The organism is Pseudarthrobacter sp. fls2-241-R2A-168 (assembly GCF_030209335.1).
Lineage (GTDB): Bacteria > Actinomycetota > Actinomycetes > Actinomycetales > Micrococcaceae > Arthrobacter.
The window spans coordinates 122,819-144,988 of the sequence record NZ_JARVSG010000008.1 but is presented as its reverse complement, the minus strand read 5'-3'; the positions used below and the strand labels follow the sequence as shown (position 1 = coordinate 144,988).

At 67.1% G+C, this 22,170-nt stretch carries 15 protein-coding genes and 1 tRNA gene; 3 read left to right on the top strand and 13 right to left on the bottom strand.

What is annotated here, in order from left to right; all coding sequences use genetic code 11:
* Window positions 1-4: 4 nt before the first annotated feature.
* Complete coding sequence (mfd, locus tag QRN11_RS06825; protein WP_285250361.1) at window positions 5-3,724, bottom strand: transcription-repair coupling factor; 3,720 nt, start codon at window positions 3,722-3,724, stop codon at window positions 5-7.
* 176 nt (window positions 3,725-3,900) lie between these two features.
* Here mfd and QRN11_RS06820 point away from each other — a divergent pair, with 176 nt between their 5' ends.
* From QRN11_RS06820 to QRN11_RS06810, 3 genes are read left to right on the top strand one after another with little or no spacing between them, the layout of a single operon-like run.
* The gene (locus tag QRN11_RS06820; protein WP_285250360.1) at window positions 3,901-5,403 is read left to right on the top strand and encodes an SDR family oxidoreductase; all 1,503 of its coding nucleotides are present in this window, start codon (window positions 3,901-3,903) and stop codon (window positions 5,401-5,403) included.
* A gap of 43 nt (window positions 5,404-5,446) precedes the next feature.
* Window positions 5,447-5,944, top strand: coding sequence for a DUF2505 domain-containing protein (locus QRN11_RS06815; RefSeq protein WP_091418393.1), 498 nt, complete (start codon window positions 5,447-5,449; stop codon window positions 5,942-5,944).
* A gap of 4 nt (window positions 5,945-5,948) precedes the next feature.
* On the top strand, window positions 5,949-6,170 hold the full coding sequence (locus QRN11_RS06810) for an SCO4848 family membrane protein (protein ID WP_091418395.1): 222 nt from the start codon (window positions 5,949-5,951) through the stop codon (window positions 6,168-6,170).
* Between the two features lie 121 nt (window positions 6,171-6,291).
* On the opposite strand, the gene sufU is transcribed toward QRN11_RS06810, so the two are convergent.
* The 12 genes from sufU to rsmA all read right to left on the bottom strand — a co-directional run bounded on the left by sufU (window position 6,292) and on the right by rsmA (window position 22,154).
* Complete coding sequence (gene sufU, locus QRN11_RS06805; RefSeq protein ID WP_091418397.1) at window positions 6,292-6,741, bottom strand: Fe-S cluster assembly sulfur transfer protein SufU; 450 nt, start codon at window positions 6,739-6,741, stop codon at window positions 6,292-6,294.
* A 27-nt stretch (window positions 6,742-6,768) separates the two neighbouring features.
* Window positions 6,769-8,094: a cysteine desulfurase gene (locus QRN11_RS06800; RefSeq protein WP_091418398.1), complete on the bottom strand. Its 1,326-nt coding sequence runs from the start codon at window positions 8,092-8,094 to the stop codon at window positions 6,769-6,771.
* Window positions 8,095-8,564: 470 nt separating this feature from the next.
* Window positions 8,565-11,168, bottom strand: a complete 2,604-nt coding sequence (locus QRN11_RS06795; protein ID WP_502935016.1) for a helix-turn-helix transcriptional regulator — start codon at window positions 11,166-11,168, stop codon at window positions 8,565-8,567.
* A gap of 52 nt (window positions 11,169-11,220) precedes the next feature.
* A complete protein-coding gene (locus tag QRN11_RS06790; protein ID WP_285250358.1) occupies window positions 11,221-13,956 on the bottom strand; it encodes a helix-turn-helix transcriptional regulator in 2,736 nt (911 codons plus the stop codon).
* A gap of 122 nt (window positions 13,957-14,078) precedes the next feature.
* On the bottom strand, window positions 14,079-14,669 hold the full coding sequence (pth, locus tag QRN11_RS06785) for an aminoacyl-tRNA hydrolase (protein WP_285250357.1): 591 nt from the start codon (window positions 14,667-14,669) through the stop codon (window positions 14,079-14,081).
* Between the two features lie 96 nt (window positions 14,670-14,765).
* Entirely contained in the window at window positions 14,766-15,362 is a 597-nt protein-coding gene (locus tag QRN11_RS06780) for a 50S ribosomal protein L25/general stress protein Ctc (protein WP_285250356.1), read from the bottom strand.
* A 290-nt stretch (window positions 15,363-15,652) separates the two neighbouring features.
* Entirely contained in the window at window positions 15,653-16,633 is a 981-nt protein-coding gene (locus tag QRN11_RS06775) for a ribose-phosphate diphosphokinase (protein WP_285250355.1), read from the bottom strand.
* 2 nt (window positions 16,634-16,635) lie between these two features.
* The gene (gene glmU / locus QRN11_RS06770) at window positions 16,636-18,114 is read right to left on the bottom strand and encodes a bifunctional UDP-N-acetylglucosamine diphosphorylase/glucosamine-1-phosphate N-acetyltransferase GlmU (RefSeq protein WP_285250354.1); all 1,479 of its coding nucleotides are present in this window, start codon (window positions 18,112-18,114) and stop codon (window positions 16,636-16,638) included.
* 108 nt (window positions 18,115-18,222) lie between these two features.
* Window positions 18,223-18,294 (bottom strand) — tRNA-Gln (locus QRN11_RS06765).
* Window positions 18,295-18,458: 164 nt separating this feature from the next.
* On the bottom strand, window positions 18,459-20,288 hold the full coding sequence (locus tag QRN11_RS06760) for an ABC-F family ATP-binding cassette domain-containing protein (RefSeq protein ID WP_285250353.1): 1,830 nt from the start codon (window positions 20,286-20,288) through the stop codon (window positions 18,459-18,461).
* A 34-nt stretch (window positions 20,289-20,322) separates the two neighbouring features.
* Window positions 20,323-21,285 (bottom strand): 4-(cytidine 5'-diphospho)-2-C-methyl-D-erythritol kinase, encoded by a 963-nt coding sequence (locus tag QRN11_RS06755; RefSeq protein WP_142061831.1) that lies wholly within the window; start codon window positions 21,283-21,285, stop codon window positions 20,323-20,325.
* Window positions 21,282-22,154, bottom strand: coding sequence for a 16S rRNA (adenine(1518)-N(6)/adenine(1519)-N(6))-dimethyltransferase RsmA (rsmA, locus tag QRN11_RS06750; protein ID WP_285250352.1), 873 nt, complete (start codon window positions 22,152-22,154; stop codon window positions 21,282-21,284). The genes QRN11_RS06755 and rsmA overlap by 4 nt, the downstream gene beginning before the upstream one ends.
* Window positions 22,155-22,170 lie beyond the last annotated feature (16 nt).

The window sequence follows — 22,170 nt, the reverse complement described above, 5'->3', positions numbered from 1 at the left end:
AGTCCTATCCCACCGCCAGCGGCTGGTCGGAGAAGATGTTGCGGATGACCCCGTTGGCCCATTCCAGGATTTCCGCGTCCTGCAGGTCCCGCCCGCCGATCTTTGCCGTTTTCGGCTTGGGGATCAGCACGGCGTCGAGGGCCGGCTTGGACTGGGACCCCGGGTACATCCGGTTCAGGCGCATCACCTTGGACTCCGGCAGGGTGGCCGGCGAGAACTTGATGAAGTTGCCCTGGAGTGCGACGTCGGACAGGCCGGCTTCCCGGGCTCCCACCCGGAAGCGGGCCACGGCCACCAGGTTCTGGGCGGGCAGCGGCGGCTCGCCATACCGGTCCACCAGCTCAGCCAGGACTTCGTCGATGGCCTCGTTGGTGAGGGCTGCCGCGAGCTTGCGGTACGCCTCCAGCCGGAGCCGCTCCCCCGGCACGTAGTCGTGCGGGAGGTGGGCGTTGACCGGCAGTTCGATCTTCATCTCGGCGGCCTTCTCCTCGGCCTCGCCGCGGAAGTCTGCCACGGCCTCCCCCACCAGGCGGATGTAGAGGTCGAAGCCCACGCCCTGGATGTGGCCGGACTGTTCGCCGCCCAGCAGGTTGCCGGCCCCACGGATTTCGAGGTCCTTCATGGCCAGCTGCATACCGGCACCCAATTCGTTGTGCGTGGCCACCGCTTTGAGCCGTTCGAGTGCCACCTCGCCCAGCGGCTTCTCCGACGGGTAGAGGAAGTAGGCGTACGCACGCTCGCGGCCGCGGCCCACGCGCCCGCGGAGCTGGTGCAGCTGGGACAGGCCGTACTTGTCCGCGCCGTCCACAATCAGGGTGTTGGCGTTGGAGATGTCCAGGCCGGTTTCGATGATGGTGGTGCACACCAGCACGTCGAACCGTTTTTCCCAGAAGTCGACGATGATCTGCTCCAGGCGGCTTTCGGACATCTGCCCGTGGGCCACCTCCACCCGTGCTTCCGGGACGAGCTCGCGGATCTTGGCGGCGGTCCGCTCAATGGTGGACACCCGGTTGTGGACCAGGAACACCTGGCCTTCGCGCATCAGCTCACGCCGGATGGCGGCGGAGATCTGCTTGTCCGTATAGGGCCCCACGTAGGTCAGGACGGGGTGGCGTTCCTCCGGCGGGGTGGCCAGGGTGGACGTTTCCCGGATGCCGGTCAGGGACATTTCCAGCGTGCGCGGAATCGGTGTGGCACTCATGGCCAGCACGTCCACGTTGGTGCGCATTTTCTTCAACGCTTCCTTGTGCTCGACGCCGAAGCGCTGCTCCTCATCCACGATCACCAGGCCCAGGTCCTTGAACTCGAAGTCCTTGGACAGCAGCCGGTGCGTGCCGATCACCACGTCAACAGATCCGCTCTTGACGCCTTCCACCGTCTCCTTGGTTTCCTTGGTCCCCTGGAAGCGGGACAGAGCCTTGACCCGCAGCGGGAACCCGGAGAACCGCTCCGTGAATGTCTCGTAGTGCTGCTGGGCCAGCAGGGTGGTGGGGACCAGCACGGCCACCTGCTTGCCGTCCTGCACGGCCTTGAACGCAGCACGCACGGCGATTTCCGTCTTGCCGTAGCCCACATCGCCGGAGACCAGCCGGTCCATGGGGATCTCGCGTTCCATGTCCGCCTTGACCTCGTTGATGGTGGTCAGCTGATCGGGAGTCTCCACGTAGGGAAAGGCTTCCTCGAGCTCGCGTTGCCAGGGAGTGTCCGGGGCGAAGGCGTGGCCGCGGGAGGCCATGCGGGCCGAATACAGCCGGATCAGCTCGCCCGCGATCTCCTTGACGGCTTTCCGGGCCTTGGACTTGGTGCTGGCCCAGTCCGCGCCGCCCATCTTGCTCAGGACCGGGGTGTCGCCGCCGACGTAGCGGGTCACCTGGTCCAGCTGGTCCGTGGGGACAAACAGCCGGTCCCCCGGCGCACCGCGCTTGGAGGGCGCGTATTCCAGGACAAGGTACTCACGAACGCCGTCACCACCGCCGGCAACCTTGCGCTGGATCAGCTCCACGAACCTGCCGATGCCGTGCTGCTCGTGCACCACGTGGTCGCCCGCAACAAGCTGCAGCGGGTCCACCGCGTTGCGGCGCTTCGAGGGCATGCGGCGCATGTCCTTGGTGGAGCCGGCGGAGGTGCGGCCCAGCAGGTCGGCTTCGGTGAGCAGGCCGAGCTTCAGCCCGTCCAGGACAAAACCGCGTCCGACGGCGGCAGTGGTCACCTCGATGATGCCCGCCTGGGGTTCGTGGTCCAGGCTGTCCACCCGGGCACACGGTATGTCCGCGTCATGGAATAGTTCGGCCAGCCGCTGGGCGGGGCCGGGGCCCTCGGTGGCCACCACGATCCGCCACTGGTCGCGCACATGGGATCCGATGAACTCCATCATTTCGGCCACATCACCCTGGTAGCCGCGCGGTTCGCGGGCGTGCAGGTTCAGGACGTCGATCTCGGGCAGCAGTTCCTCGTCCTGGGCCAGCGATGTGATGGACCACCATGAAACCCCGTGCTCCAGGGAGGAGGAGCGGGTGTCCGTCAGTGACCGGAAGCTGGCGGAATGGAGGGCAGCGCTTGCCTGCGAGCTGAGGTCCAGCGGCGCGGTCCCGCCGTCGGACGCGGTGGACCAGGCCGCTTCGAGGAATTCCTCGTTGGTGGCGGCGAGGTCGTGGGCGCGGGTGCGGACCTTCTCCGGTTCGATCACCACGGCGATGGATTCGGCGGGCAACTGGTCAACGAACGGGACCATCGCATCCACCAGCACCGGCGCCAGGGACTCCATGCCCTCCACGGCAATGCCGCCGGCGATCTTTTCCAGCATGTCAGCTGCGGCCGGAAGCTGGGCCTTGAGCGTGGCGGCGCGGGACATCACCGACGGGGTAATGAGGATTTCGCGGCACGGCGGTGCATGCAGTTCAGTGGGGTGGTGCAGTCCGGGCGAAGACAGCGAGCGCTGGTCGGCCACGGCAAACCAGCGCATCTGGTCCACTTCGTCGCCGAAGAATTCCACCCGGATGGGATGGTCCTCGGTGGGCGGAAACACGTCGATGATGCCGCCGCGGACGGCAAACTCGCCGCGGTGGGTCACCATGTCCACCCGGGCATACGCGGCGTCGGCCAGGCTCCGCACCACGTCGGTGAACGGCCTCTCCTGGCCCACCTTCAGGGTGACGGGGACCAGCTCGCCCAGGCCGGCCACAACGGGCTGGACCACGGCGCGGACAGGCGCCACCACCACCCGGAGCGGCCCCGCCGTCGACGTTTCCGGGTGCGCGAGGCGGCGCAGCACGGACAGCCGCCGCCCCACGGTGTCCGAGCGCGGTGAGAGCCGCTCGTGCGGGAGCGTCTCCCAGCTGGGGAATTCGGCCACGGCATCGGCAGGCAGGTATGCGCGCAGGGCGGCGGTAAGGTCCTCCGCCTCCCGCCCCGTGGCGGTGACCGCCAGGACCACGCCCGGCCCCGCACCGTCCGCTCCCCCGGCAGCGGCAGCCACGCCGTCGGCCATCTCGGCGAGCAGCACAGGCCGCAGCCCGGCCGGGGCACTGATCTGGTAATCCTGGCCGCGGACAGCGAAGCCGCGGGCAGCCTCCGCACGGACCCGGGCGAAGGTCTGGTCCGCGGCGAGGGCGCGGCGCAGCCCCTCCAGCGAAGGGCCTACGCTGGACTTGCCGGTGCTGGATTTACCGGTGCCGGACTTTCCAGCGATGGATGTGCCGGCAGTGGACGGGCCGGGAAGGCTCATGGCAGAAGCTCCTGTGGTGTTGCGAAAAAGCAGGCAGCGCGAAAACCCGAAATTCGCTGCGAATCCCGGGTAGTTCCAGCCTACCCCCAGCCGGTGACATGGCAGCCGTCCACGGCCGCCGCGGCTCCGAACCCCTGAACAGGGACAGGCAAGGAAACAGGACGAGAGGGCACAGCATGAGCGGAACCGGCAAGCATCCAGCCAAAACTGTCCTGGTCACCGGCGCCACCGGCTACATCGGCGGCCGCCTGGTGCCCAGGCTCCTGGACGAGGGGCACACGGTCAAAGTCCTGGTGCGCTCCCCCGGCAAGATCGCCGGCGTCCCGTGGCGGGACCAGGTGGAGGTGGTGGAAAGCAGCCTGGACGACGGCGGGGCGTTGCGGGCGGCCCTGGCCGGCGTCGACGTCTTCTACTACCTGGTGCACTCCATGGCGGCCGGTGCCGGCTTTGAAGCGAAGGAACAGGCGATGGCACGGACTGCTGCCCGTGCCGCAGCCGACGCCGGCGTGGACAGGATTGTCTACCTGGGCGGACTCCACCCCACGGGAGTTGAGCTGTCCACCCATATGCGCTCCCGGGAGGCTGTGGGCCAGGTGTTCCTGGACAGCCCGGTGGACGCCATTGTTTTCCAGGCCGGGGTGGTGATCGGCTCGGGGTCGGCGTCGTTCGAGATGATCCGGCACCTCGCCGAAACCCTGCCGCTGATGCCGGCGCCCAGCTGGGTCCGGAACCGGATCGAGGCGATCGCCGTGCGCGATGTCCTCTACTACCTCGTCTCCGCGGCGTCACTGGAGGGCCCGCTCAACCGCACGTTCGACGTCGGCTGCCGCCAGGTGCTCACGTACGCCGGCATGATGCAGGAGTACGCTGCGGAAGCCGGCCTGCCCTACCGGCCGGTGCTGGCCCTGCCGGTTCCGGCGCCCAAGCTGGCCGGCATGTGGGTGGCCCTGACCACCCCCATCCCGCTGTCCATGGCCGTGCCCCTGGTCCAGTCGCTGCAGCACGATGCCGTCGCCAATGAGCACGGCATCGACCAGTACATTCCGCAGCCCGACGTCGGCCTGACCGCCTACCGCACCGCCGTGGCCCTGGCCTTGGGCAAGGAACGCGACGGCCAGGTGGAGACCACGTGGGCCAACGCCGGCGTCGATGCAGATCCCCTGCCGAGTGACCCCGACTGGGCCGGGCACAAGGTGTACACCGACGAACGGACCTTCCATGGCGACGTCGATCCCGCCCACGTGTGGACGGTCATCGAGGGCATCGGGGGTAGGAACGGCTGGTACTCCCTGCCGCTCGCCTGGCAGGTGCGCGGCTGGCTGGACAAACTGACCGGCGGCGCCGGGCTGCTGCGCGGCCGCCGGCACCCGCACACCCTGGCCACGGGTGAAGTGGTGGACTGGTGGCGGGTGGAACGGATCGAGCGCGGGAAACTGCTCCGGCTCCGGGCCGAAATGCGGGCGCCGGGGCGTGCCTGGCTGGAGCTGTCCGTGGAACCGGACGGGAACGGCAGCCGCTACCGGCAGCGGGCCATTTTCTTCCCCAAGGGGCTGAGCGGGAGGCTGTACTGGCTCGCTGTCCTGCCGTTCCACAGCCTGATCTTCCCCGCCATGGCAAGGAATATCACCGGCGCGGCGCGGAAACTGGCGGATGCGGAGGCAGGCGTCCGGACCCCGTAGGATGTTTGGAGCCTAATCCGACCCCCACGTCCCAGGAGGACCCATGGCCTTGAGCGCAACCACCACCCTTCCGCACTCCGTCCCCAGCGTTGCAGCTGTCCTGGTGAACGAGGATTTCCAGCGCCACGTCAGCCAGCTGGTGGGCGGCACCCTGGAATCCTTCACTGTTGACGGCGATCTTGCCGGCGCGTTCAGCGCCACGTCCGTCCGGACCCTGCCCACCACGCGGCTGCCGGAGATCGCCCGTAAGTTCGTGGGTGAACACCTGAAGGTGACCCAGGTGGAGAACTGGGATGCTCCCGCCGCGGACGGTTCCCGGCAGAGCAACATTTCCCTGAAGATCGCCGGCGCCCCCGTGGACGTCACCGCCGTCCAGCGGCTGGTAGCGGCCGACGGCGGCACCCGCGTGGAGCTCGAAGGTGCCGTTAAATCCTCGGTGCCGTTCCTGGGCGGCAAGATTGCCGACGCTGCCGAACCGATGGTTGCCAAGGCACTGAACCTGCAGGCCCAGCAGGCACAGGCCTGGCTGGAAAGCCACTAGGCGCGTGGAGCTGCCCGTCTTTGCCGCGCTCGTCCTGATCGTTGCCGGCATCTGGTCGCTGGTGGTCTGGCCGCAGTTCCTGCGCCGGGTCATGAAGGATCCGCGCGCCCGCGACGCCGCCGGCAAGGCCACCAAGTTCCTCACCGTCCACGTGGTGCTGGTAGCCATCTCGATGGTGCTGGGTGCGGCCACGGCCCTGATTGGAATTCTGGGGCTGTTCAGCTAGGCCCCGCCCGGCATCAACAAGGCCCGCCAGGCATCAAACCAGGCCGCAGGCATTAAAACCGTCCGGCCCTCATCCCGTTGGGGAGGAGGGCCGGACGTTTTGCTGTCCTGGTTTTTGCGTCTCAGGCGGCCTGGTTGAGCGCGTCCTCGGCGGCAACCCAGGAAATCATGGCGCACTTGACCCGTGCCGCGTACCGGGCCACGCCCTCAAACGCTGCTGCGTCTCCCAGCAAGTCCGGATCCGCATGGATCTTTCCCCGGGATCGCAGGACCTCGCGGAAGCTGTCGATCACCTCGTGAAGTTCCGCCACGGTCATGCCCTCCGCCAAGTCGGTCAGCACCGAGGCCGAGGCCATGGAGATGGAGCAGCCCGCGCCGTCCCAGGCAACCTGTGCCACTTTCCCTTCGCTGACGGCCAGGCGCAGTGTTACTTCGTCGCCGCAGACCGGGTTGAGCTGGTGGGACTGGCCGGTGGTGGCGCCGTTGGGCGCGTCGGTACCGGCCAGCCCGCTGCCATGCCGGGCTTTGGAATGGTCCAGGATGATCTGCTGGTACAGCTGGTCGAGGCTCATGGGTTTACCTTCGGGGTGTGTGGGGTCTTAGGCGCGGAAGTAGGCACGCACGCCCGCGACGGCATCCAGGAACTGGTCGACGTCGTCCGTGGTGTTGTAAAGGTAGGCGCTCGCCCTGGTGGTGGCGGTCAGACCCAGCCGTCGGTGCAGCGGCTGGGCACAGTGGTGGCCCACCCGCACCGCGATGCCCCGCGAGTCCAGGAATTGGCCCACGTCATGGGCGTGGACACCGTCGACGTCGAAGGCGGCGAGCCCGATGCGGTCCTGCCCGGCTGCAGGCCCGAGGACGCGGACGCCCGGGATGGATTCGAGGCCGGTGACCATCCGCTGGCCGAGCTCGGCCTCCCACCGGTGGATCCGGTCCAGCCCTGTTTCGGTCAGGTAGTTCACGGCCGCGGCCAACGCCACCGCCTGGGAGATGCGCTGGGTGCCGGCTTCGAAGCGCTGGGGCGCCGGCAGGTACTCGGCCCGCTCCATGGTGACCGTGGTGATCATGGAGCCGCCCGTCAGGAACGGCGGCAGCACGTCCAGGATGTCCTGCTTCCCGTAGAACACGCCGATTCCCGTGGGTGCGAGCATTTTGTGCCCGGAGAACACCGCAAAGTCCACATCCAGCTCTTTGACGTCCAGCGGCATGTGCGGGGCGGACTGGCAGGCGTCCAGCACCACCAGGGCTCCGGCCTGCCGGCCCAGGGCTGCGAGTTCAGTGACGGGGTTGATGGTGCCCAGGACGTTGGAGGCGTGGGTGAAGGCCAGGAGCTTTGTCCGGCCGTTCACGATCTCCCTGGCCGCGTCCATACGGAGGCTGCCGGCGTCGTCCACGGGAATGTACCGCAGGGTGGCCCCGGTGCGGAAGGCGAGTTCCTGCCAGGGAATGAGGTTGGCGTGGTGCTCCATCTCGGTGACCACGATTTCGTCGCCCGGGTTCAGGGCAAGCTCCTTGAGCCGCGCGTCGCCCCGGCCCTGTGCTGCCCACAAGCCCGCATTGGACAGGGCGTAGCTGAGGAGGTTGAGGCCCTCGGTGGCGTTGGACGTCCAGATGACCTCGGAGTAGTCGGCGCCCACAAAGTCGGCCACCGTCTGCCGGGCGTCCTCGAACGCCTCGGTGGCCTCGACCGCGAGATGGTGGGCGCCGCGGTGCACGGCGGCGTTGCGCTGCTCGTAGAATTCCTGCTCGGCCTCGATGACGCTGAGCGGATTCTGGGATGTGGCGCCGGAGTCCAGGTAGATCAGCGGGCGGCCGTTGACCAGTTGGTCCAGGACCGGGAAGTCGTTGCGGATGCGCTGCACTTCGGCGTTGTCCATCACCGGTACGGCACGTTCCAGTGTGGCTGGCGTTGAAACTACGGCCAAAACAAACTCCTTGAAATGCCAACGGATGACACTCAATTGTCCCACACACGGCTGTGGCGGCCGCCCGGTGGGGGCAGCCGCCACAGTCGCTCCGGGCTTCAGCCCGCGGAATGGAGGGCCGGCGACGGCTGGGGGGAGAGTCTCGGTCTCAGAAGACTCTGACGTCGCCGGCCCCGTCCAGCCCGGTCCCAGTGGACCGGAAGTTTGTCGGATACAAGGCCTGGTTATGTTCCCGCCGCTGCGGCTTCTTTCGTGCCGCTTGCTTTGGTTCCATAAGTAAATACTCCGGGGCCACCCTGCACACGAGTAGGGTGTACTCGAATTCCGCCACCTGGGACTACCTAGGGTCGGCGGATACCCGCAGGGCACCGGAAAGCGCCCGGGAGTGCCGCGGGGATGGTGGACAGAGGGCATGGAAGTGCCCGGCCGGTGCCTCCAGGGAAGCACAACCGGGGGCTCTGGCGGGAGAGCTACTTGGGCAGTGCGGACTCCAGCTCATCCCGGCTCCGCACGCCAAGCTTGACGTACGTGCGGTACAGGTGGCCCTCCACGGTGCGCACCGACACCATCAGCCGCTGGGCGATTTCACGGTCTGTGAGGCCTTGGACGGCCAGTCCCACAATGTCCTGTTCACGCCGGGTAAGGTGGACGGCCGGTGCCGCGGCGATAAAGCGGCCTTCCCGGAATCTTTCGCCGAGTTCGTGGTCGCATTTCTCCCGCAGCGCCACAGCCTGCCTGGACCGCCGGCGTTCGCCCGCCTGTTCCAGCAGGGTGCTGGCACGGGCGTAGGCCTCCCGTGCCAGGTTCACGAAGCCCGCTTCCTCCAGTGCGGAGGCCGTCTCCATTAACGCGTCCCCGTCCGCTTCTTCCCACCGGGCGGCCAGGGCAAGCATTGCCTGGGCCCACCGGCCCTCCACGCCCTGGGCAACCGCCTGCACCATCGGGATGACCGAGGGGTCGCCCAGATCCCAGCAGACCGCAAGGAGCTCAAGCAGGGTTCCGGCCCTCGCTGTGGCATCCGGCGTGGTGGCCAGCGTGTGCAGCGCGGCGAGGCCCTTGCCGTCCCGGGACAGGTATTCGGCGGCAGCGGCGCTGTAGGCAGCGGCAAGGAGCTCGTGGGCAGGCCCGCCTGCGCCCGCATCGCTGTAGTCCTGTTCCAGTCGCTGCGCCTGGGCCGAGTCGCCCAGTCTCGCGGCAACATAAAAGCCCAGGGCTGAAGCGAAGCGGAACAGCTGCAGCGGATCGTTCAGCCGGAGTGCCTCCACGGCCGGCAGCAGCACCTGGTATGCACGCTCCATCCGGCCCTGCCGCAGCAGGGAGTAGCCCCGCAGCACCTGGAGGCTGCCGCTGAAGGTGGCGGACCCCGGCCCATGGCTTGCGGCGTAGTTGTCGAGCTCCCGCTCGGCCGATTCCCACTCCCCCATCGCAAGGTAGTCGGTCACCAGCCGGCCCAGCACAAACTCGGTGTAGAAGAACAGGCTGTCTTCCAGCGGAGGCAGCTCGGATGCGGCCAGCAGCGCCGAATCCAGGCCCTCGGAGGCGCGGCCGGTGGCAGCGAGGGCGTGCGCCAGGAGTGCCTCCCCCAACGCCCTGAGCGGTTCGCCTCCGGTGTCCGTGGACGTGCTGTTCCTGATGTCCCTGACCTCCGCGGCCAGCGCTTCGGCGTCCACGTCCCCGCCCAGCTCCAGGAGCCGCACGACGCGCAGGAGCTGATCCGGTGCGGGGCTGTCGCCGTCCTCCCGCTGTTGGACGTGCCCGCGCATGTCCTCTGCGAGGGCGTTGAGCGGGGCGCCATTCGCCTGGTGCGCGGCGGCCCGGAGCAGTACGACGGCGGGACCTTCCGCCGTACCGGACAACTGACGCCAGCAGGCGTCCAGGAGGTCGGCAGCCGGCCCGTACATGCCCTCGTTATAGAGCGCCCGGGCCTGGATGGCCTTAGCCAGGGGCACCAGTGCAGGATCCCTGATTTTGGCGGCTAAGGTGCGGGCACTGTCGTTGCGGAACCGCCTCAAGGCTTCGCGGGCGGCCTGCAGCATTTCGGGATCAGGAATCCGCAGGCCAACCTCGAATGCCCACTCGACGGAGCGGAGCATGCCCTCGCCGCGCAGGGCGGTGCCGTCCTGATGGGCCCGGATCCGTTCCAGCAGTTGCAGGCTCCGGGACACTGACAAGGTGTTCCTGATGGCTTTGGCGAACAGGGCGTTCCACATGGAGAGTTCGGAGGGAATCCCGGAACTCTCGGAAACCATCTGCTGGTCAATGAGGGACCGGACCACGGCGGCCCCGCTGATGTCCTCGATCACTTTCCGGCCTACCGGTCCGGCGAGGGCTATGAGCTTCAGGGCTTCCTGTTCCTCCGGCGCCCGCCGGAGGTGGTCTTTCGTCACTACAGCCGTGAGCTGGGGGCCGTCAGAAGGCAGGGCTCCCAACAGTATCCAGATGCCGTTCCGTTTGGCCAGGACGCCCGTTTCCGCGGCATCGTGCAGCAGTGCGTCCAGGATGCGCGGGTTCCCGCCGGAGCCATGCCAGACAGCATCAACAGTGGCCGGCGGAACGGTTCCGTCGAGGACATGGGCCAATACCTCTTCGATCTGGTCCCGGTTCAGGGGCCGCAGGTCCACCCGCTCGGCAAGGCCGTCGTACCAGAGCTGGTCCAACGGCTGCGGAAGGCCGGGCCGGGGCCTGGCAGCAGCCACCACCGTAGCCCAGCCGGCAGAGATGAGGTCTGCCAGTACGCCGGCGGAGGCGTCGTCCAGGTGGTGGGCATCATCCACCACCAGCAGGACGGGGGCACCGCGGCCTGCCTTGAGTTTTTCGAAGTAGGTCCACATTGACCGCAGGACCGCTACCGGCGAGACGGACTCTTCAGCGCTCAGGTCGCCCGTATAGGGGGTGAGGACGCCGAAGGGCACGGCCGCGAGGGCGGAGCTGCCGTGGATCTGCAGGATGTTCAGCTGCCCGGCGAGACGTTCGGCAATCGCCTCGGTTACGGACGTTTTGCCGATGCCTGGTCCTGCCATGAGGAAAACCGCATGGCTGCTGCCGTTCCGGACAATATTGCAGATCCGTTCCAGCGGCTCCCGCCTCCCGGTGAGGGCGCGGTGGGCTGTTTGCGGTTTGTGGCCGTTAGACGAGTCCAGTCAGATCACCCCTGGAAGTTACGCCGAGCTTAGTGAAGACCTGGTACAAATGGCCTTCAACGGTTCGGACTGACACACCCATTTCCAGGGCGATGTCACGGTTAGAGGCTCCCCGGCCGGCGAGCCGCGCGATCTGGCGCTCCCGCGCGGTGAGCAGCGGGCTGCCGCTGCTGGGCATGATGGGAAGATTTGCCACCGTGGCCGCCAGGATGTCCAGCCTGGCCTGGGCGGTGCGGGCGGAGACAGCGTCCCCGTCCTGCCGGGCGAAGTCCACGGCCAGCGCCATGCAGCGGGCCTCCACCGCGTCCAGTTCCAGCGTGGCCGCCAGTTCACCGGCTGCGAGGAGGGTTTTGGCGTCCTTGGTCCGGCTGCCCAGCGCAATGAGCCGGGAGACCTCTGCCAAAGGACCCTGCCGATGCCCGGCGATATCTTCCAGGAGGCGGAAGTCGGCGTCGCTGCCATTGACCGTGGCAGCCAGCAGGCTGATTCCTGCCATGGTGTAGATCCCTGCCCTCATGTGCCGCTCGGCCGACTGCTTCAGTCCGGCCACGGCTTCGGCGTCGCCCAGCCAGCGGCCGGCAACCAGGGCGCAGAACTCAATGATTTTCTCGGCGGAAAAACTGGCTTTGCCGGGAGTCCTTTGGAGTTTGCCCAGATACTTCCGCGCCTGGGTGCCGTTGCCGGTCTGGGCATATGCGAGGGCCGTTGCGGCGTAGGCCGAGCGGAGGGCGCTTTGGGCCGGCTGGAGCTCCAGCTGGGCCACCGCCGAAATCAACGGGTCCAGGGCCGCGCCGCCACGCCCCGAAAAAACATAGGCCAGGCCGGCCGCAAGTTCGGACGCGGCGCTCCGGTAAGGCATACGGTCCGGTTCGCCGTCGATCCGCTGTCCGACAAGGTCGATGCAGCGGCGCCATTGCCCGGCGGTCAGCAGCACCACGAAGGCCTCCCTGGTGAACTGCTCGCGCAGGCCCACCACGTGGGACGCATCCGAGATTTGCCCGCCAATCCTCCGCATCAGGCTCAACGCGTCCATTTCCCGCCCCGTCATGGACAGTGCGCTCATCAGGATGACGGAAGCCTGCATCCGGTAGGACGTGTCCGGGTTGAGGGCCGGATCCGCTGCTGCCTCAAGCTCCGGAATCATGTCAGCGTAATCACCGGCGAACGCGCGGTACTCGAACCCGCTTAATGCCACCCGGTGTGCGGCGGCAACGGCCCGGTGCGGCCACGTGGCGTGGCCTGTGGCGGCATCCAGCCTTTCCTTTGCCGCGGCAAGGAGGGCCGGAATCTTGCCTGCCTGCTCCGGAAGCCACAGCATCACCTGGGCCTTCGCCGCCACAACGTGGGCGTACTCTTCCACTCCCACGCTGTCCAGTTCGGGCTGCGAGATGTCATCCAAGGCTGAAAGGGCCTGAACGGGCAGGTTCAGCTGAAGGTAGGCGGCGGCCTTGTGCCGCTGGGCCGGCACCCACTCCCGGTCCGTCCTCTTGAGCATGTCCGCGTAGGACAGGGCGAAATGGGGATCAAAGAGTTGAACGGCGGCTTCAGCGGCGGCAAGGGCCAGTGCCGGGCTGAGTTCGGCTTCGCATTCATGGGTCCAGGCGGCGAAGGCCATCAGCTCATCGACTGCCATCTCCGCCGGATCGGGTTCCGTCCCGCCCAGGAGCCCGCTCCGTAGCTCCCGCCGCCGGGCAATGCTCAACCAGGAGCGCACTACTTCGCCGATGTATTTCTCACGCAACGAGACCCAGCGGTGGTCGGAGTCGTCGATCTCCAGCAGGCCCGCGTCCTCCATGTCTGCCACGACGTCGGCACTGTAGAGGGCAGTGAGCCTTCCGAGTTCCACACGCCGGGCGCAGGAAAGCATTTCGATGACTTCGCGGGTTTCCGGCGTCTCCCTGGACCAGCGGGAGCGGACGATGTCATCAAGGCTGGCGGCGCCGTCGAGCACCACTTTGTCGCGAAGCGTCCAGACGGAGTCGGAAAGGACCAGGTTCCCGGAAAGTTTTTGTTCGGTGACCAGGGCCTTCAGCAGCAGCGGGTTGCCGCCCACCGTGTGGTGGTAGGTGGCAACCAGAGAAGCGGAGACCCGGTGGCCCAGCAGGGACAGCAGCACCTGGCGCGTTTGCAGTTCATTCAGGTTGCTGAGCCGGACCTCGGTCAGGCGCCGGTCCGTGAGCAACCAGTGGAAGTCCGGGGGAAGGTCGCTGATCTTCGGTGCGACGGCGATGATTTTTGCGGTGCCGGTCAGGAGTACGTTCAGGAGCACCCCGGCGCTCATGTCGTCAATGCTTCCGGACGTATCAAGGGTGATGACGCAGGGCCGCCCGGCGGCATCGCTCCGGATCAAGGAGGTGATGCCGCGCAGGATGGCGGTGGGCGAGCCCATGTACGCCTGGGGCAGGCGGGCGAGGAGGAAGGAAAGGCAGCCATAGGGGGTGTTGGCGCCGGAAGGGCCGCTGCGGAGTTGGAGCGACCAGGTATCAGGGCCAAGGTCGGCCACTGCGGCCCGGGCAAGGGACGACTTTCCCACGCCTCTGCCGCCGGTGATAACGACGCCGAGGGAATCGTCAGTGGTCAGCGCTGCCCGGATGGATTCAAGGTTTGCGCTGCGGGCAGGGGCAGACCACTGTTGCCCCCCTGGTGTTCCGGAGGTTTCGGTCTGCAGCCCAGCGCCCTGAGGTGTTGACCCACGTCCCCAGCTGAGTGGCTCGATTGACATGAACTTATCCCCTACGTCCCCTGGTGGCGGGATGTAGCCCCATTGCTCCCCCGCCTTGGAGTTAGAGTACATCGTCGTGCAGACAAGGAAACAGGTTCATGCGACTTTAAGTTTTTATGTCGCTATCGCTCAGACTTTGCAGGATGGAACTTCTGCTGCGCCGCCAGCAGTCCGTCACGCACCAGCAACTCCGCTGCATCGGCCGCCTCATCCAGCAGGAAGGGCAGCTCTTTGAGCTCGGCAGTGCCGAAATCCCGCAGCACGAAGTCGGCAGTGTCCATCCGGCCGGGCGGCCGGCCCACTCCCACGCGCACACGGTAGTAGTCCTTGGTGCCGAGCGCTTTGGAGATGTCGCGCAGCCCGTTGTGGCCGCCTTCTCCCCCGCCAATCTTGAGCTTGACCGCGTTGAAGGGGATGTCGATTTCGTCGTGCACTGCCACCACGTGATCCGGGTCGATGCCGTAGAAATTGGCCAGCGCCGAGACAGGGCCGCCTGAAACGTTCATGTAGCTCATGGGTTTGGCCAGCACCACGCGGGGGCCGCCGATTCCAAGCCGCCCCTCCACCACCTGTGCCCGCGCCTTGTGGGTCTTGAAACCTGCCCCCACCCGGCCTGCGAGTTCGTCCAGCACCATCTGGCCCACGTTATGCCTGTTGCCTAGATACTGGGCTCCGGGGTTTCCGAGGCCGACGATCAGCCAGGTGTCAGTCATGGGTCAATCCTAAAGTGGAGTATTGGGACGCGCGGCAAGTGGGCAGAGACGACAGTGGCCGGACCCTTGGGGTCCGGCCACTGCACATCAGCGGAATTACTCGGCTGCTGCCGCGGAAGCGCCTTCAGCAGATTCCTCGGCGCCTTCCTCGGCGGACTCGGTGGCCTCGGAGATGTTCACAACGAGTGCATCGGCGTCGGCCAGCAGGACGGCGCCCTTGGGCAGGACCAGGTCGGAAGCGTGGATGTGCTGTCCGGCGGTGCGGCCTTCGATGTCAACCTCGACGGCGGTGGGCAGGTGGGTTGCCTCAGCCTCGAGCGAGATGACGGTCAGTTCCTGGTTGTAGGCGTTGCCGGGGGCAACTTCGCCAACAACGTGGACGGGGATGTCAACGGTGACCTTTTCGCCCTGGCGGACGGTCAGCAGGTCGATGTGCTCGATGATCTGCTTGATCGGGTCGCGCTGGACATCCTTCACGAGGGCCAGGTGGCCTTCACCGTTGATGTCCAGGGACAGCAGGGCGTTGGCCGTGCGGACAGCCAGGGTGGTGGCCTTGGCCGGGAGGGTGATGTGGATGGGCTCTGCGCCGTGGCCGTAGATGACGGCGGGGATCTGGTTGTTCATCCGGGCGCGGCGGGCGTAGCCCTTGCCGAATTCGGTGCGTACTTCTGCTGCGAGCTTCTGCTCAGACATGGAGATCTCCTTGAAAACTAAACGGTGTTCAGCAAGGGCGGAGGTCTGTTGCGACCTTCAACGCCAGGCGGCCCGGAGGCGGCCCACTTCGAAGGGAGATTCAGACCCAGTCGATAACGGAGACTGCAGTCCGGTTCCCGCGGCTGCGGCAACCGGCGTTCTCCCTCGCCAAGGTATCGCTGAAGAGTCTACCAGCGCCGGACCGGATGGCCGAATCGGGTCCGGGCCGGCGCCGGTGGTTGGGCTTGCGAAACCAGGGTTTCGAGCAAGCTCAACCACCGGCAATCCGGTCAGGCCTTGCCGTCGAAGAGGCTGGTGACGGAGCCGTCGTCGAACACTTCACGGACGGCGCGGGCGATCAGCGGCGCGATCGAGAGCACCGTCAGCTGCGGGAAGCGCTGCGATGCGGCAAGCGGCAGGGTGTTGGTGACCACTACCTCACGGGCACCGGACTCCGAGAGGCGCTGCGCGGCCGGCTCGGAGAAGACTGCGTGCGTGGCCGCGATGATGACGTCCTTGGCTCCGGCGTTCTTCAGCACATTGACTGCGCCGGAGATGGTTCCGCCGGTGTCGATCATGTCGTCGATCAGCACGCAGGTGCGGCCTTCGATCTGGCCCACCACGGTCTTGGAAACGGCCTGGTTGGGAACGGTCAGGTCCCGGCTCTTGTGCACGAAGGCCAGCGGGGCGCCGCCCAGCCGTTCCGCCCACTGCTCCGCGACGCGCACACGCCCGGTGTCCGGCGAGACCACCGTGATGTTCTCCGCGTTCACCCGGGTCCGGATGTAATCAGCAAGCAGCGGGATGGCCATCAGGTGGTCCACGGGGCCGTCGAAGAATCCCTGGATCTGCGAGGTGTGCAGGTCAACGCTCATGATGCGGTCCGCACCGGCGGTCTTGTACAGGTCTGCCACCAGGCGGGCCGAGATGGGCTCGCGGCCGCGGCCCTTTTTGTCCTGCCGCGCATACGGGTAGAAGGGTGAAACAACAGTGATGCGCTTGGCGGAGGCCCGCTTCAGCGAGTCGATCATGATCAGCTGTTCCATCAGCCAGTTGTTCAGCGGGGCGGGGTGCGCCTGGATGACGAAGGCGTCGGTTCCGCGGACGCTCTCGCCTGCGCGCACGTAGATCTCACCATTGGCGAAGTCGTAGGCATCCACCGGCAGCAGTTCAGTGCCCAGTTCCTTGGCGATCTCCCGGGCCAGCTCGGGGTGGGCACGGCCGGTAGCCAGCACCAGCTTCTTTTCGCCGCGCGCCGTGATTTCGCTCATTATTACTTGCCCTCTTCTGTAGATGCCGGGGTACTTGAGGAATGTGAGGTGGCTGCCTGGGCCAGTTCGGCGGAGCGGGTGCCGGGCCGGTTGGCCTGCACCCAGCCCTCGGTGTTGCGCTGAGCAGCAACCGTCAGGGCCAGCGCGCCCGCCGGAACGTCCTTGCGGATCACCGCGCCGGCGCCGCTGTAGGCGCCGTCCCCCACGGTGACCGGGGCAACAAAGACAGTATTGGAGCCGGTCCGGACGCCTGAGCCGATGACCGTGCGGTGCTTCTTCTCGCCGTCGTAATTGGCAGTGATATTGCCGCAGCCGATGTTCGTATCCTCGCCGATCTCGGCGTCGCCGGCGTAGCCAAGGTGAGACAGCTTGGAGCCGCGGCCGATGGTGACGTTCTTGGTCTCATAGAACGCGCCGATCTTGCCGCTTTCGCCCAGGACAGTGCCGGGACGCAGGTAGGTAAAGGGGCCGACGGCGGCGTCCGGGCCGATGACCGCGCCGGAACCATGGGTGCGGACCACTTTCGCGCCTTCGCCGACAGTGACGTCGGTCAGGGTGGTGTCAGGGCCAACGACGGCGTCCCGTGCCACGCTGGTAGCACCGTGCAGCTGGGTGTTGGGCAGGAGCCGGACGTCCTCTTCGAGGGTCACGGAGGAATCGATCCAGGTGGTGGACGGGTCCACCACGGTGACGCCCGCCCGCATCCAGGCTTCCACGACGCGGCGGTTCAGTTCAGCGCCGAGGGCAGCGAGCTGGACGCGGTCGTTCGCGCCTTCCACCTGCCACCGGTCTGCGGTGACGACGGCGGCCACACGGCCACCTGCCTGACGGGCCAGTGCGAGCACGTCGGTGAGGTACTTTTCGCCCTGCGAGTTGTCGGTGGTGACGTGGGCCAGCGCGTTGCGGAGGACGGCGGCGTCGAAGGCGTAGATGCCGGAGTTGACTTCGCGGATGAGGCGCTCGGCATCGGAGGCATCCTTGTGTTCGCGGATGCCGGTGACGGTGCCGTCTTCGGCGCGCAGGATCCGGCCATATCCGGTGGCGTCGTCCAGGACAGCGGTGAGGACCGTGACCGCGTTGGCCTCGCGTTCGTGCGTGGCCACCAGCTCGGCCAGCAGGTCGCCGGAAAGAAGCGGCACATCGCCGTAGGTCACCACGACAGTTCCCGTGAGGCTCTGCTCGGCGTCGAGGGCCTGCAGGGCGACCTCCACAGCGCGGCCGGTTCCGGGGACATCGTCCTGGTCCACGATCAGCGCGGCCGGATCAGCGTCGGAGAGGTGGCGTGCCACGAGGTCGCGCTCGTGGCGGACCACCACGGCCAGCTGGCGGGGGTTGATGCTCCGTGCTGCCAGGAGCGCATGCCCCACCATGGACCTGCCGCCGATTTCATGCAGGATCTTGGGGGTACGCGATTTCATCCGGGTACCGGCGCCTGCCGCCAGGACGATGACTGCGGCCGGGCCGGTGTTCTCGGGGATCACGTACGGGCTCTCCTTGCTTGGTTATGCTGGCGCTTGCGGCGCCCGCCCGGCTTCCAGCCGGCGGGGCAACCGATTTGTCGTGCTGACTGAACGCTTCTGGCACAGCAGTTCCGCCCATAGGATTCGAACCTATACTCCACGGCTCCAAAGGCCGGGGTGCTGCCGTTACACCAGAGCGGACCGTGCCGAAGGCGCAAGCCCCGGGCACAAGTCCCTATTTTGCCACGGGTTCGGGCCGCCGCGCGACACGGGGCCGCCCGGCACGGACCATAGGGGCCACAACGGTCGCCAGGCGGCGGCGACTGGCGGCTTCCGGAGTGGACCGTGATGCCGGGCTGAGCAGCCTATTGGCCCAGGACTTCGGAGGCTTCAAGCCATTCGAGCTCGAGGGCGTCCTTTTCGTCGGCGAGGTCCTTGAGCTCCTTGTTTTGTTCGGCGAGGGCGTCGAAATCGGACTGCTCCGTGCTCTTCACCATCTGGTCGTGGAGCTTCTTTTCCTGCTGTTCCAGCTTCTTGAGCTGGCGCTCGATCCTGTTCAGCGCTTTCCGGGCGTCGCGTTTTTGTGCTTCGGAAGGCCCGGCGGGGGCTGCAGCCGCCGCACCGGAGCTCGCGCCGGTGACGGGGTTGCCGCCGCCGGTGATGGTGGAACCAGCCAGGGTGGCTTCCCGGAGTTCCAGGTACTGGTCCACGCCGCGCGGCAGGGCGCGGATCTTGCCGTCGCCAAGCAGGGCCATCTGGTGGTCGGTGACGCGCTCCAGGAGGTACCGGTCGTGGCTCACCACAACAAGTGTTCCCGGCCATCCGTCAAGGACGTCCTCCACTGCTGCGAGGGTGTCCGTGTCAAGGTCGTTGGTGGGCTCGTCGAGCATCAGCACGTTGGGCTCCCCCACCAGCAGCCGCAGCAGCTGGAGGCGCCGCCGCTCGCCGCCGGAGAGGTCCTTGACCGGGGTCCACTGCTTCTCGTTGGTGAAGCCAAGCTGCTCCACGAGCTGGCCCGCCGAAAACTCCTTGCCGCCCACGTTGAAGGATCGCTTCTCCCGCTCGATCACTTCTATGACCCGCAGGTCGGAGACGTCGTCGAGCTCCTTGACCTCCTGGGTCAGCACGGCGGTGACCACGGTCTTGCCGCGCTTGAGTTTGCCGGACGTCGGCTCGATCTGGCCGTTGAGCAGTTTCAGCAGTGTGGTCTTGCCGGCACCATTGACACCCACCAGCCCCAGCCGCTCGCCGGGCGCGAGGCGCAGCGTGATGTTGTCAAAGAGTTTTTGCCCTTCGTTGCCGCCGAGGAAGTCCAGCGAGACGTTCTCCAGGTCCAGCACGTCCTTGCCGAGGCGGGCGGTGGCCATCTTGCTCAGTGCGGTGGAGTCCCTGGGCTCCGGGACATCGGCGATCAGGGCATTCGCCGCTTCAATCCGGAACTTCGGCTTGGCGGTCCGTGCCGGGGCACCCCGGCGCAGCCACGCGAGTTCCTTCTTGACCAGCTGCTGGCGCTTGCTTTCCATCACGGAAGCGGCGCGGTCCCGCTCGGCGCGGGCCAGGACGTACGCCGCGTAGCCGCCCTCGAAGGGATCCACGATGCCGTCGTGGACTTCCCAGGTTTTGTTGCAGACCTCGTCCAGGAACCAGCGGTCGTGGGTAACCACCAGGAAAGCGCCTTGGTTCGCCCGCCAGCGCGTCTTCAGGTGCCGGGACAGCCAGGCAACTCCTTCCACGTCCAGGTGGTTGGTGGGCTCGTCCAGCATGATGACGTCGTGGTCCTCAATCAGGAGCTTGGCCAGTGCAACACGGCGCTTCTGACCGCCGGACAGGGCGTGGACGTTGGCGTGCCAGTCGACGTCGGACACCAGCCCGCCCATGATCTCGCGGATCTGCGAGTTCCGCGCCCATTCGTAATCCGCCTGGTCCCCCACGATCGCGGCACCGACTGTCAGGTCGCCGTCGAGCACGTCGCTTTGGTCCAGGTACCCCACGTTGACGTCCCCGCGTTTGGTGACGCGGCCGGAATCAGGGGTGGACCGCAGCGCCAGCAGGCGCATCAGGGTGGACTTTCCGTCGCCGTTCCGTCCCACCATGCCAATGCGGTCACCCTCTTCAAGCCCGAGGGTGATGCCGTCCAGGACGGTGCGGGTGGCGTAGGAGACGGTGAGGTTCTCGCCGCCAAGAAGGTGTGCCAAAGGGAACTGCTTTCTGCTGCTGGAAACTGTAGGTCTACAGGACGGTGTCGGAGATGATGCGCGCGCCGGGAACGGGGCCGTGGACGGCGAGGGCCGTCAGGCCGTAGCGCCGCAGGTTCTCCGCCAGGCCCTCTGCGGCAACGGGGTCATCGGCCAACAGCGCCACGGTGGGGCCCGAGCCGGAGACGATCCCGGCCACGGCACCATGTGATTCGCCGATTCCCAGCGTATCGCGCAATGAGGGCGCCAACTCGATCGCGGCCCGCTGGAGGTCGTTGACCAGGACGCGGCTGAGGGCTTCTGCGTCCCCGCTGCGGAGGGCGGTGAGGATCTGCGGGTCAACGCCGGTGGGCTCGGCGCCTTCGATGCCCTCTGCCGCCCGCAGCCGGTCCAGCGTCCTGTAGACCTCTGGAGTGGGGAGCCCGTAATCCGCCGTGACCAGGACCCAGTCCGTCTGCGCCTTGGCCAGCGCCGGGGAAAGTTCGTCGCCCACCCCGAGGCCGACGGCGGTTCCGCCCAGCAGCGAGAACGGGACATCGGCACCGAGCTCGGCAGCCAGATGGGCGAGTTCCTCCCGCGAGAGGCCGCTGTTCCACAGTGCGTCGCAGGCCAGCAGGGTTGCGGCGGCGTCGGCTGAGCCGCCGCCCATGCCGCCTGCCACGGGCACGCGCTTGGTGATCTCGAGGTGGACACCCGTTGGGCGTTCGGAAACGTCCGCCATGATGGCCGCCGCCTTGAAGGCCAGGTTGTTCCCGTCCAGGGGGATGTCCACGGCGTCCAGGTCCAGTGTGCTGTCCGGGCTCAGGCTGACGGTGATCCCCGGTGTTTCGGTACTGGTGGCCGCGACTTCCTCATACAGGGACACGGCGAGGTAAACGCTGGCCACCGAATGATAGCCGTCCGGCCGCAGCGGGCCGACGCCCAGGGAGACGTTCACCTTCCCCGGCGCCTTGGCCCTGACGGTCCTGGCCGCGAAGCGTCCCGGAAGGGCGTTCACGCGCGGGCCTCACGGGCTTCGGCGATCCTTGCGAAGGCGGAAATGTCGATGACTTCACCACGGGCCGTGGGGTCGACGCCGGCGGCGACAAGGCAGCGCTCAGCCTCCGGGGCACTGCCGGCCCAACCGGCAAGGGCGGCGCGCAGGGTCTTGCGGCGCTGGGCGAAGGCGGCGTCAATCACCGCGAAGACCTGTTCCCGGGTGGCGCTGGTGGCCGGAGGTTCGTGCCGCGTGAAGGACACCAGTCCTGAATGGATCTTGGGGGCCGGCCAGAACACGTTCATCCCGATCACGCCGGCCTTGCGCATGTGGCTGTACCAGGCAGCCTTCACGGACGGCACTCCGTAGATTTTGGAGCCCGGCACGGCAGCCAGCCGGTCAGCCACTTCGTCCTGCACCATCACCAGGCCGTGCTGGAGGCTGGGGAAATGCTGCAGGAGGTGCAGCACAACGGGCACGGCCACGTTGTAGGGGAGGTTGGCCACCAACGCGGTGGGCTGGACGGGGAGTTCTGTGACCTTCATGGCGTCGGCCTGGACCAGGTGGAAGTTTCCGACGGCGGCAGGGCGCCATTCCTTGACGGTTTCGGGGAGCCTTGCAGCCAGTACAGGGTCGATTTCCACGGCCACCACGGCGGCTGCTGCGTCCAGCAGGCCGAGGGTCAGCGACCCGAGGCCGGGCCCTACTTCGAGTACTGTTTCGTCCGGCCCAACGCCCGCGGCGGTCACGATCCTGCGGATGGTGTTGCCGTCAATGACGAAGTTCTGGCCCAGGGTCTTGGTGGGGCGGATGCCGATCTCTTCCGCCAGCCGGCGTATATCGGAGGCACCAAACAGCGGTGCGGGCGCGGCGGGGATGGGTTCAGTCACCTAGGTATCCTATCCC